Raw genomic sequence first — 14,037 nt, forward strand, 5'->3', positions numbered from 1 at the left:
GTGTGTATCTACCGGCCGTCGGCCGCCCCGCGCGGGGGCCGACGGACAGCGGCGGCACCCGATGGGCCCGCTCCCTGTCCGGCCGGGCCGAGAAGGCACACCCCCATGCTCCAATCACGACCCACCTCGCTGATCGGCCACGCCGGTCGCTGGTACTTCCCGATCGCGTTCATCGCGCGACTGCCCTTCGCGATGATGGTCGTCGGTGTCCTGACGCTCGTCGTCGCCGCCCGCGACTCGGTGGCGCTCGGCGGGGTCAACTCGGCGTCCGTCGGCATCGGCTCCGCGATCTTCGGCCCGATGGTCGGCGCGGCTGCCGACCGGTTCGGCCAGCGCCGGGTGCTCGTCCCGGTCGGCATCGTGAACGGGGCGCTCCTCGGGGCGCTGCCCTTCGTGGTGTCGAGCGCCGCGCCCGACCTCGCCGTCCTCGCGATGTCGTTCCTCATCGGTGCGTCCGCGCCGCAGGTCGCGCCGATGTCCCGGACCCGACTGGTGGCGATCATCCGGCAGCGGATGGCGAAGGACCGGCACGAGAAGGTCCTCAGCGGCACGATGGCGTACGAGTCGGCCGCGGACGAGACCGTCTTCATCATCGGCCCGTTCCTCGTCGGGGTGCTCGCGAGCGCGATCGCCCCGTGGGTCGCCGTCGCGGGTGCGGCCGTGCTGACGTTCGTGTTCGTGACCGCGTTCGCGCTGCACCCGACCGGCAAACTCGTCGTCGCGGCGTCCGGCGCCGTCGCGCAGGCGCCGGCGCGCGAGCTCCTGCGGCCGCGTCTCGTCGTCGTGGTGCTCGGGATCCTCGGCATCGGGCTGTTCTTCGGGGCCACCCTCACCTCGCTGACCGCGTTCATGGAGTCGCACGGCGGGGCGTCGCGCGCGGGGCTCCTCTACGGCGTGATGGGCATCGGGTCGGCCGGGCTCGCGCTCGGGTCGGCGGCGTTCCCACGGCGGTTCGGACTCGGGTGGCGGTGGCTCGTGTTCGGCGTGGTCCTGCTCGCCGGTGCGGTGGCGTTCTCGCAGGCGGACTCCGTGCTCGGGGTCGCGATCGTGCTCGGCGTGATGGGGATCGGCATCGGCCCGACGCTCGTGACGCAGTACTCGCTCGGGTCCGACCGCTCCCCGGTCGGACGCTCGGCGACCACCATGACGATCCTCGGGTCGGCCGTGATCGTCGGGCAGTCGCTCGCATCGGCGGTCACGGGCGAGGTCGCCGAACGTGCCGGAGCCGCGGGGGCGATGGTGCTGCCCGCGGTGGCAGCGGCCGTGGTGGTGGTCGCGGCGGTGGGGAACCTCGTGCTGTCGCGACCTGCGCACCGGGCCTGACGGACGGGCCGCCACGGCGGTCTGCCTACTCGGTGTCGTCGTGCAGCAGCGCCTCGTGGCGGTAGTCGCCCGACCGGAGTCCGGCCCGCGCGATCATGTGCGTCGACACCGGCACCAGGGCGAGCTGGAACACCATGATCGGCAGCACGAGCCACAGCGCCGTCCACGTCCACACCGCGACGACGACCGCCGCGAGTGCGAACGCCAACCCGAGGACCTGCGGCTTCGCCATGGCGTGGAGCCGGACGAGCGGGTCGGGGAAGCGGACGATGCCCACCGCCGCGCCGAGCGACAGCACCGAGCCGAGCAGCAGCAGGGCGACGGCGATCCAGGCCCGGACCCCGGCCTCGTCGAGGAAGGTCTCGATGAGCTCGATCACTTACGTCTCCTCCTCGATCGCGTGCTCCGGCGTCGTGACGTCGGCCCCGTCGTCGGACGGGTCGGACGACGGGGTGACCGCACGCGCGACCGCGATCGTGGCGAACACGCTCGTCGCCGCGATGACCACGAGCACGGGGACCGCGGTGAGGTCGCGCCGCAGCACCATCGCGGCGGCGATGACCAGCAGGACGGTCGTCAGCACCATGTCCGAGCCGATCATCCGGTCGAGGATCGTGGGGCCCCGGACGATGCGCCCCACTGCGAGCGCGAGCGCGACGCCGAGCAGCAACAGGACGAGGGCGATGCACACCGCCATGACGACCACCGCGGCGCTCACCGGACCACCTCGGGCAGGGGTTCGGACAGCTCCGAGACGTCCTGCTTCGACCCGAGTGCGCGGATGACCATCGCCTCGATCCGGAGCGCGGTCCGGCGTTCGGCCTCGACCTGCTGGGTCCGCTCGGTGTCGAGCACGTGCAGCAGGATCCGTCGGTGTCGCAGGTCGACGTCGGCGACGTACGACCCGGGCACGAGCGAGATCGCGATGGTCGCGAGGGTGAAGGTCATCTCGGACGTGGTGTGCAGCTGGACGAGCAGGATCGAGCTCCGCCGCACCCCGCGGGGTCGGAACGCCGCCCAGGCGACCCGGAACGACGCCGCGACGACGAAGCCGCTCCAGACCAGGAGGAACCAGAGCGCGGACGGGACGGAGAACCGCGCCGACAATGGGACCGGCGGCAGCGGCAGCAGTTGGGTGACGAGGAGTGCCACCACCAGTCCGCAGAGCAGCGTGAGTGGCGTCCACGACCCCCAGAGCAGCGCCCACAGCACGGTCAGCCCGGCGACGAGCGGGACGTCGTAGCGCCACGCGACAGCGATCCGCCGCGCGTTCGTGATGCGTCGGGTGTCGCTCACCGGTCACCCCCGAGCACGGCCTGCACGTATCGGTCCGGGGACTCGAGCGACTCGGCCGCCCGCGTCGCGTAGCCGTAGAGCGGCCCCGCCACGACGGTGAGGGCGACCGACCCGAGGACCGCGACGGTCGTGACGCCGACGAGCATCCGGGGCAGGCGCGGATGTTCCGGCGCCTCGCCCGCGGTGGCCGTCGAGCGGGTGTCCGGACTGGGCCCCGGCCGTCGGTTCCGCGGCGACGCGCCAGCGGCGTCACGGCCGTGCCGGATGGGAGAGGCGGTGCCCACGTGCGCCGCGTCGGTGACGGTCGCCGAGCCTCCAGGGTGGTAAGCCTCGCCGGTCTCCTCGGACACCGTCAGGGGCGCCGGTTCCGGCGCCCGCAGGTGCGCCTGCGGTTCGGCCGTCGCAGCGTGCGGGGCGGCTGCCTCGGCGGCCGGCTTCGGCCGCCAGAAGGCGGCGTCCCAGACGCGCATGAGCGCGTACAGGGTCAGGAGGCTCGTCACGACCCCCGCGGCGATGGTGGCGTACGCGAAGGGGGAGCCGTCCTCGGCGGCGGCGCGGAACAGGCCGAGCTTGCCGATGAACCCGGAGAACGGCGGGATCCCGCCGAGGTTGAACGCCGGCACGAGGTACAGGGCGGCGAGCAACGGCGCGGCCTTGAGGAGCCCGCCGAGCGACCGTGTCGAGGTCGTCCCGCCGACGCGTTCCATCAACCCCGAGACCAGGAACAGCGTGGTCTGCACGACGATGTGGTGGACCGTGTAGAACACCGCGGCGGCCGTGCCGACGACCGACCCGAGCCCGATGCCCATCACCATGAAGCCGATGTGGCTGATGAGCGTGAAGGAGAGCAGCCGTTTCACGTCCGTCTGCGACACCGCGCCCAGCACGCCGACGACCATGGTGAGGATCGCCACCACGAGGAGCACCGTGTTGAGCTGCGGCCTCGGGAAGATGATCGTCTCGAGCCGGATGATCGCGTAGATGCCGACCTTCGTGAGGAGTCCGGCGAAGACCGCGGTGACCGGCGCCGGCGCGGTCGGGTACGAGTCGGGCAACCAGAACGCCAGCGGGAACACCGCGGCCTTGATGCCGAACCCGATGAGCAGCATGGTGTGGAGCAGGAGCTGCACGTGCTCGGGCAGGTCGGCGACGCGCTCGGAGATCTGGGCGATGTTCACCGTGCCGGTCGCGCCGTACACGAGCCCGATGGCGGCGAGGAAGATCGCGGACGCGATGAGGCTCGTCACGATGTACGTCGTGCCCGCACGGACCCGCTGCTCACTGCCACCGACGGTGATGAGCACGTACGAGGCCACGAGCAGCATCTCGAAGGCCACGTAGAGGTTGAAGAGGTCGCCGGCGATGAAGGAGTCGAGCACGCCCGCGGCGAGCACGAGGTACGTCGGGTAGAAGATCGTGACGGGCGCGTCCTCGTCGTCGTCGGCCAGCCCCTGCCCGATCGAGAACAGCAGGACGAGCAGGAGCACGCTCGCGCTCACGGTGAGGAGCAGCGCGCTCAGCCGGTCGACCACGAGCGAGATGCCGTACGGTGCCTGCCACCCGCCGACCTGCACCACGATCGTGCCGTGCCGGTCGACGAGCACCATGAGCGTCGCGGCGACCACCACGGCGACCACGAGCACGCCGACCGTGATCGCCCGCTGCGTCTTCTGGTGACGGACGAGGCCGAGCGCCGCCGCCGCACCGAGCAGCGGGACGAGCACGAGGAGGGGGACGAGCCAGGTCATCGGGTGTGCTCCTCCTGCTGGGCGGCCTCGGGGTCGGTGTCGAGCTCGGGGTCGTCGTCGCCGGGGTCGCCGTCGTCACGGTCCCGGCCGATGGCGACGTCCGCCTCGTCGACCTCGACCTCGTCCGCGCGGGACAGCTTCCACGAGCGGTGGATCAGCGCGAGGAGGAAGGCGCTCACGGCGAAGGTGATGACGATCGCCGTGAGGGCGAACGCCTGCGGGAGCGGGTCGGTGATGCCCTCTGCGGACTTCCCGATCGGCGGCTTGCCGGCCGCGCCGGACATCACGAGCAGGAGCAGGTTGAGGGCGTTGCCGAGGAGCAGGAACCCGAGCAGCATGCGCGTGAGGGAGCGCTCGAGCAGCAGGTAGACGCCGCAGGAGAACAGCACCGCCATGGCGATGACGAGGACGAGGGTGACGGTCACGTGGCGCTCCCTTCCGGGGTGGCGGCGGCGGCGTTGTGCGCGGGGTCGGACTCCGTCGTGTCGGCGATCGGCGCGCGGGAGTCCTCGAGGCGCTGGCGGTCGACCTCGGCGCCGAGGCTGCGGAGGACGTCGAGCACGAGGCCGACGACCACGAGGTAGACGCCGATGTCGAAGAACGTCGCCGTGACGAACTCGACGTGTCCGAGGACCGGGACGGTGGCCTCGACGAACTCCGAGTACAGGGCCTCCCGCCCGAAGAACAGTGGGACGAGCGCCGTGACGGCCGCGGTCGCGACACCCAGTCCGAGCAGTCGACCCGCGCGCACCGGAGCGGCCGCCCCGAGCTCGGCCGGGCCGCCCGCGAGGTACCGGGCGGCGAGCGCGATGCCGGCGACGAGCCCGCCGGCGAACCCGCCACCGGCCGCGTTGTGCCCGGCGAACAGCAGGTACACCGACAGCACGATGAGGCCGTGGAAGAGGAGCCGGACGACCACGTCGAGGAGCGCCGAGCGACCGGTCGGGATCGCCGCGCTCGTCGGCAGCCAGGCTCGGGGTTCGCCGTCGGGCCGGTGCTTGTCGCTCGTGATGCTCGAGGGGAGGTCCCGGAGCCGCGGCAGCGTGTCCTCCCGTGAGTTCACGAATATCAGGCTTGCGACGCCGGTGGCCGCGGCGACCACCACGGTCAGCTCGCCGAGGGTGTCCCAGCCACGGAGGTCGACGAGGGCGACGTTCACCACGTTGAGGCCGTGCCCGAACGAGCTCGTCAGCGCTGGCAGGTCGGGCCACAGCGGCTCGGCCGTCCGGGACGACGCGGCGACGACGACCACGACCGCGAGGGTGAGTCCGGCCAGCCCGGCGAAGAGCGCCCGCACGATCCGGAAGCGGGAGGGGTTCGCCGTCGTGATCCGCGGAGGCAGGCGACGGAGGACGAGGACGAACGCGATGAGCGTCACCGTCTCGACCACGAGCTGCGTGAGCGCGAGGTCGACCGCACCGTGCAGCACGAACAGGACCGACATGCCGTACCCGGTGACCCCGACGAGCACCGCGGCGGCGAAGCGGGTCTTCGCGGTGAGCACGGCGATCGCGGCGATGCTCATCACGACCACCACGGGGACCTGTCCCCACGAGTCCGCGAACCGGACCGAGAACGCCCACGGTCCGCCGAGGACGAGGTTCAGGATCGCCCCGGCGACGAACACCGACAGGATGACCGTCAGGTAGTAGGGGAGCGAGCCGCGCTGGAGCGCGGCGGTGAGCCCGGTCGCGGCCCGGTCGAGTCCGCGCATCACCTGACGGTAGGCGCCGGCGGCGCTCGGGGCACCCGCGAGCCGGTGCTGCAGCGCCTCGACCGGGCGCCGCACGAGGAACAGGGCGACACCACCGACGAGCGTGACCGCGGAGATCCCGAGCGCCGGTTCGAGCCCGTGCCAGAGTGCGAGGTGCGGGACCGGTGCGGAGCCGGTCGACGCGGCCGTCGCAGCCGGCTCGATGCCCTTCGCCACGAGCGGGGTGAGCACGCCGAGCGCGAGACCGGCGACGCCGAGCACCGAGGGTACGGCGCCGAGGCCGTGCAGACCGTGCGGTTCGGTCTGGGCCACGCCGGGCTTGCGGGCGAACGCGCCCCACAGGAAGCGCAGCGAGTACGCCACCGTGAGCACCGAACCGACCGTGACGCCGACGAGCGCGAACCACGTCCAACCGCTGCCGTCATCGTGCAGGGTCTCGACGAAGCCCGTGAGCACCGCCTCCTTCGCGACGAAGCCCATCGTCGGCGGAAGCCCGGCCATCGAGGCGAGCGCGAGGACCGTGACGACCACGAGCCAGGGCATCCGGCGTCCGAGGCCGCTCAGGCGGGTGAGGTCGCGGGTGCCGGTTGCGTGGTCGATCGCCCCGACGACGAGGAACAGCGTCGACTTGAACGTCGCGTGCGCCACGAGGAGCGCGACCCCGCCGAGGGCGATCGCCGGCTCGCCCCACCCGACGGCGAGGACGAGGAACCCGAGCTGGGCGACGGTCCCGTACGCGAGCAGCAGCTTGAGGTCGGTCTGTCGGAGTGCGCGGTAGCCGCCGACCACCATGCCGAGGACACCGAGCACCGTGACGGTCTCCCGCCAGCCGTCGACGAGCGCGAACGCCGGGGCGAGTCGGGCGACGAGGTAGATGCCGGCCTTCACCATCGCGGCGGCGTGGAGGTACGCGCTCACCGGGGTCGGCGCGGCCATGGCGGCGGGGAGCCAGAAGTGGAAGGGGACGATCGCGGACTTCGTCAGGGCGCCGAGCAGGACGAGGGCCACCGCCACCGGGACGAGCGCGCCGCCGGAGGCCGCCATCGTCGGGCCGTCGGTGACGATCGCGCTGAGCGAGGTCGTGCCGGCACGGACGGAGAGGAGGACGAGCCCCGCGAGCATCGCGAGACCGCCCGCCGTGGTCACCACGAGCGCCTGCATCGCCGCGGCTCGGCTGGCCCGCTTCACGGCGTCGTGGCCGATGAGCAGGTAGGAGAAGACCGTCGTGGCCTCCCACAGGATGAAGAGCACGATGACGTCGTCGGCGATGACGAGCCCGTACATCGACCCGGCGAACGCGGTCAGCACGCCCGCGAAGCGCCCGAGCCCGACCTCGCGCTCCTCGAAGTACGACGCGCAGTAGACGAGCACCAGGGCGCCGACGACGGTCACGACGAGCGCGAGTACCCACGACAGGGCGTCGACCCGCAGGCCGATCGCGAGGTCGAGCTGTGGCACCCAGGTGAACCGCTCCCGGACCCCGGGGCCGAGCGCGCGCGGCGTCTGGCCGATCGTCAGGACCGCGGCGGCAGCAGGAGCGAGCGCGGCGACGAGGAACACCCGGCGGCCGAGCCAGGGTGCGAGTGCCGGGACGACGAGGGCGAGTGCCGCGAACGCGACGAGGACGGTGACCATGGGGCACCTCCTCGGGGTCGGGCTGCAGTCCGGCTCACTGGATGCTCACAGCTTACGAAGCGTCGGATGGGCAGAACCTGTGTGCCCGGACAGCGTGCGCGGTCCCACGTGCCGGTCACGGCACCACTCTGCTCGCGTGCCGACGGGGTCGTCCGGTCAGCGCCCGTGCGCCCGGGCCGGGATCTGCGTCGCGAGCTTGCCGCCGGACACGTCGACGAGCGTCCCGGTGATGTAGGCCGCCGCGTCGCTCGCGAGGAACACGAGCAGGTCGGCGACGTCGTCGGGCCTCTCCCACCGCCGGAGCGAGAGCGTGTCGAGCAGCCGGTCCTGCTGCTCCGCCGGCATCTCGGCGAACCCGTTCATCGCCGTCGGCACCATCCCCGGCGCGTAGGCGTTCACGGTGATGCCCCACGGTCCGAGCTCCGACGCGAGCACCCGGGTGAACTGCACCACGGCCGCCTTCGACGCCGCGTAGGCAGCGCTCCCGACGCTCGGCACGATCGCCGCGAACGACGCCGCGTTGAGGATCCGACCGCGTCCGGCGGCTCTCATCACCGGGGCGACCGCCTGGCTCACGAGGAACGTGCCACCGACGTTCACGTCCATGCAGCGCCGCCAGGCATCCCAGTCCAGGTCGGCGACGAGTCCCTCGACGTTGATGCCCGCGTTGTTGACGAGCACGTCGATCGTCCCGTGCTGCTCGACGACGGCGTCGACCGCCGTCCGGACGGACTCCGGGTCGGTGACGTCGCAGACGACCTCGGTGACGCCGCGACCGGGGCGGGCTGCCGGGTCGAACCCGAGGTCGAGCGCGACCACGCGGCACCCTTCGGTGGCGAAGCGCGCGGCGATCACGGCGCCGATGCCGCGCGCGGCTCCGGTCACCACCACCACGCGGTCGGTCAGGTCGAGGTGCATCGTCGCTCCCATCGTCGGTTCCCAATAGGCATACTATTCACCCATGACGGATGCACGGGTGCTCTGGATCACCGGCGGCGGGAGCGGCATGGGGGCCGCGGTGGCGGAGCGCGCGGCGCGGGACGGGTGGACGGTGGTCCTGAGCGGACGCCGGTCCGACCGACTCGACACGGTCGCGGAGAACGTGCGTGCGGCCGGTGGCAGCGCGGACGTGATGCCCCTCGACACCGCCGACGTCGAGGCGGTCGCGGCCGCTCGGGACACGCTGCTCGCCCGGCACGGCCGGCTCGACGGACTCGTCCTCGCAGCAGGGCTGAACGCGCCGGAACGGCGGTGGGACGACCAGTCGATGGCCGACTTCCGGGCGATCGTCGACACGAACCTGACCGGCGTGGTCGCCGTCGTGGACGCCGCGCTCCCGTCGCTCCGCGCGGCCGGTGGCACGGTGGTCGTGGTGTCGTCGTACGCCGGGTGGTCCTTCCAACCCGGTGCGGGCGTCGCGTACTCGGCGTCGAAGACCGCCCTCGCCTCCGTCGTCCGGACGCTCAACCAGCAGGGCGCAGAGCACGGCGTCCGCGCCACCCACCTCTGCCCCGGCGACGTCGCGACGGACTTCCTCGACCGCCGTCCGGTCGTCCCCGACGCCGCCGCCCGCGCCGTCATGCTCCAGCCCGAGGACGTCGCTCGGGCGGTGTCCTTCGTGCTCGAGGCCCCGTCGCACGTCCGCGTCGACGAGCTCGTCATCAGCCCGGTCGCGCAGCGGTGATCTACGACCGGGTCCTCGACGAGCTCGGGTCGGCCGTCGTGCACGGCACGTTCGGCACCGAGTCGGTGAGCATCGAGGACCTCGTCGTCCGGACCGGCGCGAGCCGCAGCATCGTCCGGGAGGCGGTCCGCGTCCTCGTCGGAGCAGGACTCCTCCGCGCACGGCGGAGGGTCGGCATCGTGGCGCTCTCCGCGGACGAGTGGGACGTGCTCGACCCCCGCGTGGTCGGGTGGCGGCTCACGGGGCCCGACCGGCAGGCGGCGCTCGACGAGCTCCGCGCGCTCCGCCGCGCCGTCGAACCCGCCGCGGCAGCGGCTGCGGCAGCCGTCCGCGGTGACGTCGCCGGCCTGGAGGCACTGCTCGCCTCCGCCGACCGTCTCGCCGCCGCCACGGGTCCCGACGCCGCCGCCACGTTCCTCCAGGCCGACCGCGACCTGCACCGTCGTGTCCTCGACCGGTCCGGCAACGCGCTCTTCCGACGCCTGCACGGCGTCGTCGAGCGCGCACTCGACGAGCGCGCCGGGATCGGACCCGACGCGCACGACGTGCGCCTGCACGTCGCACTGGCCCGCGCCGTCGCCGACGGCGACCCCACGGCGGCCCGGTCGGCGATGCAGGAGATCGTCGACCGGACGTGACCACGCGGCCGGTGCGATGCTGGCCGTACCACCCACGCGAAGGAGCGTCATGGAGTTCACCGAGCTCGTCCCCGACCCGACCGCCGTCGAGCGGATCGCCACCGGGAGCACCTGGGCCGAGGGGCCGTGCTGGGTCCCCGCGACCAGGACCCTGCGGTGGTCGGACATCCCGGGCGACCGCATCCTGCAGTGGCACGCGGACACCGGGGAGGTCGACACGTACGCCGAGGCGGTCGAGTTCACGAACGGACGGTTCCTCGACCGCGACGGCTCGGTGGTGCAGTGCTCCCACGGGCTCCGCCGGGTCGAGCGCGACCGGGACGGGGTCGTGACGCCGGTCGTCGACGCCTGGGGCGGCGTCCGGCTGAACTCGCCGAACGACGTCGTCGTCGCGCGGGACGGCAGCGTGTGGTTCACGGACCCGGCCTACGGCATCACCCAGCCCCGCGAGGGGTACCCCGGGGTCCGCGAGTACGGCGACCACTGGGTGTTCCGCTGCGGGCCGGACGGCTCGGGCCTCCGTCCGGTCGTCACCGACGTCGACGAGCCGAACGGCCTCGCGTTCTCACCGGACGAGCGGGTGCTGTACGTCGCGAGTTCCTCGGGCGACCTCCCGGTGATCCGCGCGTACGACGTGGACGTCGACGACGTCGGTGTCCGCGTGAAGAACGGGCGCGACTTCGGACGGCTCGGGGCGGACGAGGGCATCCCCGACGGCATCCGCGTCGACGTGCACGGCAACGTCTGGTCCTCGTCGCACCAGGGCGTGGTCGTGTTCGACCCGGCCGGCGAGCGGCTCGGGACGATCCCCGTGCCCGAGGTGGTGTCGAACCTCTGCTTCGGCGGGGACGACGGGAGCGACCTGTTCCTCACCGCCACGACGTCGATCTACCGGGTGCGGACCGCTGTGGGGGACGCCGCCGCGCACTGAGCAGCTTCCGCTGACTGATACTGCTGTGTAGAATATCATTGCAGTCGTCAGTCGAACGAGGGAGCACCCGTGACGAAGCACGTGGCGATCATCGGTACCAGGGGGTACCCGTCCTACTACGGCGGGTTCGAGACCGCGGTCCGACAGGTCGCACCGGCACTCGCCGACGCCGGATGGGACGTCACGGTGTACGGGCGCCCGGGTCAGGAGCGCACGGACGACCCGGCACTCGACCCGCGCATCACCCGTCGGACCACCAGGGGCCTCGAGTCCCGATCGCTCTCCACGCTGACCTACGGGCTGACGGCGGTCCTCGACACGATCCGCCGTCGCCCCGACGTCGCCCTCGTCATGAACTGCGCGAACGGCTACTGGTTGCCGTTGCTCCGGCTCGCCGGCATCCCGACCGTGGTCAACGTCGACGGCATCGAGTGGGAGCGGGCGAAGTGGGGGCGGTTCGCGAAGGCGGTCTTCAAGACCGGCGCCCGCTTCACCGCGTGGACCGCTGATCGTCTCGTGTTCGACGCCGACGCCATCGGCACCTACTGGCGCCGGATGTTCGAGCGGGACGGCGTCGTGATCCCCTACGGCGGGACCGAGGCCCCGGCGCTGCCGCTCCGACCGGAGGACGAGCACCTCGCCGGCACGCCGTACGCGCTCGTCGTCGCCCGGTTCGTGCCGGAGAACACCGTCCCCGAGTTCCTGCTCGCCGCCGAACGGATCGCGGAGCACCACCCCGTGGTGATCGTCGGCTCCACCGGGTACGGCGGCGAGCTCGACCAGCACGCCCGACTGCTCGCCGACGCGCACCCGAACGTGCACTGGCTCGGCCACGTCGCCGACGACGAACGGCTGTTCGCCCTGTGGCAGCACGCCGGCGCGTACTTCCACGGGCACAGCGTCGGCGGGACGAACCCCGCCCTCGTGCAGGCCATGCACCTCGGCGCCCCCACCGTCGCACGGGACACCGTCTACAACCGCGAGGTGCTCGCCGGCACCGGCACCGCGTTCGTGCAGCCGGAAGCCGACGCGATCGCGGACGCGGTCCTCGCGCTGCTGGCGGACCGGCCCGAGCAGGGGCGTCTCCGGGATGCGGTCCGCGAGCGGGCGCGGGAGCACTACACGTGGCGCCGGGTCTGCGACGCGTACGAGCGTGCGCTGGCCGAGCAGGCGCGCGACCCCCGGACCCGGGGCCCGGTCGCTGCCGTATCCTGAGCCGGCCATGCAGTGCGACTACTTCGACCGCGGGGTGTGCCGATCGTGCACGCTCATGGGTCAGCCCTACGCCGACCAGGTCCTCGACAAGGAGATCCGGACGCGCGAGCTGCTCCACGACGCGGTCGAGGCAGCGGGCGGGCCGGGGGTGGTGGAGTGGCTGCCGGCGATCACCAGTCCGGAGTCCGGCTACCGGAACAAGGCGAAGATGGTCGTCGGGGGATCGGTCCAGCACCCCACGGTCGGCATCCTCGACCACCGGCAGCGCGGCGTGGACCTCCGGCACTGCGGCATCTGCACGCCGGGCATCCAGCGGGCGCTGCCGGTCCTCGCGCAGTTCATCGCCGACGCGGGGCTGATCCCGTACGACGTGGCCGCCCGGCGCGGTGAGCTCAAGTTCGTGCTCGTGACGGAGTCGCCCGACGGCGAGCTCATGGTCCGGTTCGTGCTGCGCTCCGAGGGGCAGCTGCCGCGGTTGCGCGAGCACCTCGACGCGCTGCGCACCGTGCTGCCGGAGGCGGTGGTCGTCACCGCGAACCTGCTCCCCGAGCACAAGGCCGTGACCGAGGGCGATCGCGAGGTGGTGCTGACCGCGCAGGAGACGCTGTCCATGCGGACGGGCCCGGTCACGATGCACCTCCGCCCGCAGAGCTTCTTCCAGACGAACACCGTCGTCGCCGCACAGCTCTACGCCCAGGCGACGGCGTGGATCGACGAGGTGTCGCCCGCGAGCCTCTGGGACCTGTACTGCGGCGTCGGAGGGTTCGCCCTCCACGCGGCGCGTCCCGGGCGCACGGTGACGGGCATCGAGACCAGCCGCGAGGCCGTCCGTTCAGCGGGTCAGTCCGCTCGCGAGGCCGGGCTGACGGACGTCCGGTTCGCCGCCGACGACGCCACCGAGCACGCCCTGCGCGCACGTTCGAGCGCGGTGCCGGAACTCGTGGTGGTCAACCCGCCGCGTCGGGGCATCGGTGCGACGCTCGCCGACTGGCTCGAGGCGTCGACCGTCGGCCACGTCGTGTACTCGAGCTGCAACCCGGTCACCCTGGCGAAGGACCTGGCCCGCATGCCGTCCCTCCGGCTCGGGCGCGTCCGGGTGCTCGACATGTTCCCGCAGACCGGCCACCTCGAAGCGGTGACCCTGCTCTCGCGGCGGTGATCCGAGCCTCCAGGCCGGTTTTCCCAGGGAATTGCCAAGTGGGCCGTGTGGGGGACATGGCTTCCTGCGGTAGGACGGCGATCGTCACGTACAGGAAGTACCGCGGGGTACATAGCATCATCGGGTAGAACCCATTGTCTCGGTTTGATAACGGTGCGGAGTTTCCTATGGTGGCCCACCGAGGTGCCACCGGCGCGAGACCACTGCCCCCGGTGGCGCACCCCACAACGTGACCGCGGACGGTCGGGGTGGGCAGTGGACAGCCGGATCTCCCGGCGCGTGACCCCGGTGGAGCAATCACATGAAGAAGCTTTCCCGTACCCGCACCATCGTCGGTGGCCTCGCCTTCGCAGGCATCGCTGCGACGGGTGTCGGTCTCGCGGCGGCGCCCGCGAACGCAGCGTCCGGTTCGACCTGGGACGCGCTCGCACAGTGCGAGTCCGGCGGCAACTGGGCGATCAACACCGGCAACGGCTACTACGGCGGCCTCCAGTTCAACCTCGGCACCTGGCAAGCGAACGGTGGCTCGGGCAACCCGGCCTCCGCGAGCCGGTCGGCGCAGATCGCCGTCGCCGAGCGCGTCCTCGCATCCCAGGGTTGGGGTGCATGGCCCGCGTGCTCCGCGAAGCTCGGCCTGAGCGGCACCGCCGGTGCGGCCCCGCAGGCGGCAGCGCCGGCGGCGACCCCGCAGCAG

At 72.5% G+C, this 14,037-nt stretch carries 14 protein-coding genes; 7 read left to right on the forward strand and 7 right to left on the reverse strand.

The window, feature by feature from the left end:
* Positions 1–105 precede the first annotated feature (105 nt).
* Positions 106–1,323 carry an MFS transporter gene (locus ACSW7Y_RS11185; protein ID WP_438126359.1) on the forward strand — a complete coding sequence of 406 codons (1,218 nt, stop codon included), beginning with the start codon at positions 106–108 and terminating at the stop codon, positions 1,321–1,323.
* Positions 1,324–1,348: 25 nt separating this feature from the next.
* Here ACSW7Y_RS11185 and mnhG read toward each other — a convergent pair whose 3' ends face one another.
* The 7 genes from mnhG to ACSW7Y_RS11220 all read right to left on the reverse strand — a co-directional run bounded on the left by mnhG (position 1,349) and on the right by ACSW7Y_RS11220 (position 8,634).
* Complete coding sequence (mnhG, locus tag ACSW7Y_RS11190; protein ID WP_438126360.1) at positions 1,349–1,702, reverse strand: monovalent cation/H(+) antiporter subunit G; 354 nt, start codon at positions 1,700–1,702, stop codon at positions 1,349–1,351.
* Entirely contained in the window at positions 1,703–2,041 is a 339-nt protein-coding gene (locus ACSW7Y_RS11195; protein WP_438126361.1) for a monovalent cation/H+ antiporter complex subunit F, read from the reverse strand. It abuts the gene before it with no gap.
* A complete protein-coding gene (locus tag ACSW7Y_RS11200) occupies positions 2,038–2,619 on the reverse strand; it encodes a Na+/H+ antiporter subunit E (protein ID WP_438126362.1) in 582 nt (193 codons plus the stop codon). The genes ACSW7Y_RS11195 and ACSW7Y_RS11200 overlap by 4 nt, the downstream gene beginning before the upstream one ends.
* Positions 2,616–4,367 carry a Na+/H+ antiporter subunit D gene (locus ACSW7Y_RS11205; RefSeq protein ID WP_438126363.1) on the reverse strand — a complete coding sequence of 584 codons (1,752 nt, stop codon included), beginning with the start codon at positions 4,365–4,367 and terminating at the stop codon, positions 2,616–2,618. The genes ACSW7Y_RS11200 and ACSW7Y_RS11205 overlap by 4 nt, the downstream gene beginning before the upstream one ends.
* The gene (locus ACSW7Y_RS11210; RefSeq protein ID WP_438126364.1) at positions 4,364–4,792 is read right to left on the reverse strand and encodes a Na(+)/H(+) antiporter subunit C; all 429 of its coding nucleotides are present in this window, start codon (positions 4,790–4,792) and stop codon (positions 4,364–4,366) included. The genes ACSW7Y_RS11205 and ACSW7Y_RS11210 overlap by 4 nt, the downstream gene beginning before the upstream one ends.
* Positions 4,789–7,716, reverse strand: coding sequence for a Na+/H+ antiporter subunit A (locus ACSW7Y_RS11215; protein ID WP_438126365.1), 2,928 nt, complete (start codon positions 7,714–7,716; stop codon positions 4,789–4,791). Before ACSW7Y_RS11215 ends, ACSW7Y_RS11210 begins: the two co-directional genes overlap by 4 nt.
* Before the next feature lie 156 nt (positions 7,717–7,872).
* Positions 7,873–8,634, reverse strand: coding sequence for an SDR family NAD(P)-dependent oxidoreductase (locus tag ACSW7Y_RS11220; RefSeq protein ID WP_438126372.1), 762 nt, complete (start codon positions 8,632–8,634; stop codon positions 7,873–7,875).
* A gap of 43 nt (positions 8,635–8,677) precedes the next feature.
* Between ACSW7Y_RS11220 and ACSW7Y_RS11225 the strand changes: the two genes are divergently transcribed.
* The 6 genes from ACSW7Y_RS11225 to ACSW7Y_RS11250 form a co-directional block, all read left to right on the forward strand.
* Complete coding sequence (locus ACSW7Y_RS11225) at positions 8,678–9,400, forward strand: SDR family oxidoreductase (RefSeq protein WP_438126366.1); 723 nt, start codon at positions 8,678–8,680, stop codon at positions 9,398–9,400.
* Positions 9,397–10,038: a FadR/GntR family transcriptional regulator gene (locus ACSW7Y_RS11230; protein ID WP_438126367.1), complete on the forward strand. Its 642-nt coding sequence runs from the start codon at positions 9,397–9,399 to the stop codon at positions 10,036–10,038. The genes ACSW7Y_RS11225 and ACSW7Y_RS11230 overlap by 4 nt, the downstream gene beginning before the upstream one ends.
* 49 nt (positions 10,039–10,087) lie before the next feature.
* Positions 10,088–10,969: an SMP-30/gluconolactonase/LRE family protein gene (locus ACSW7Y_RS11235; RefSeq protein WP_438126368.1), complete on the forward strand. Its 882-nt coding sequence runs from the start codon at positions 10,088–10,090 to the stop codon at positions 10,967–10,969.
* Between the two features lie 69 nt (positions 10,970–11,038).
* Positions 11,039–12,184: a glycosyltransferase gene (locus ACSW7Y_RS11240; protein WP_438126369.1), complete on the forward strand. Its 1,146-nt coding sequence runs from the start codon at positions 11,039–11,041 to the stop codon at positions 12,182–12,184.
* Between the two features lie 7 nt (positions 12,185–12,191).
* A complete protein-coding gene (gene rlmC, locus ACSW7Y_RS11245; RefSeq protein ID WP_438126370.1) occupies positions 12,192–13,343 on the forward strand; it encodes a 23S rRNA (uracil(747)-C(5))-methyltransferase RlmC in 1,152 nt (383 codons plus the stop codon).
* A 301-nt stretch (positions 13,344–13,644) separates the two neighbouring features.
* Positions 13,645–14,037: transglycosylase family protein (locus ACSW7Y_RS11250; protein WP_438126371.1), on the forward strand; the 393-nt coding region annotated here is incomplete at its 3' end.

Source organism: Curtobacterium flaccumfaciens (genome assembly GCF_051548005.1).
GTDB lineage: Bacteria > Actinomycetota > Actinomycetes > Actinomycetales > Microbacteriaceae > Curtobacterium.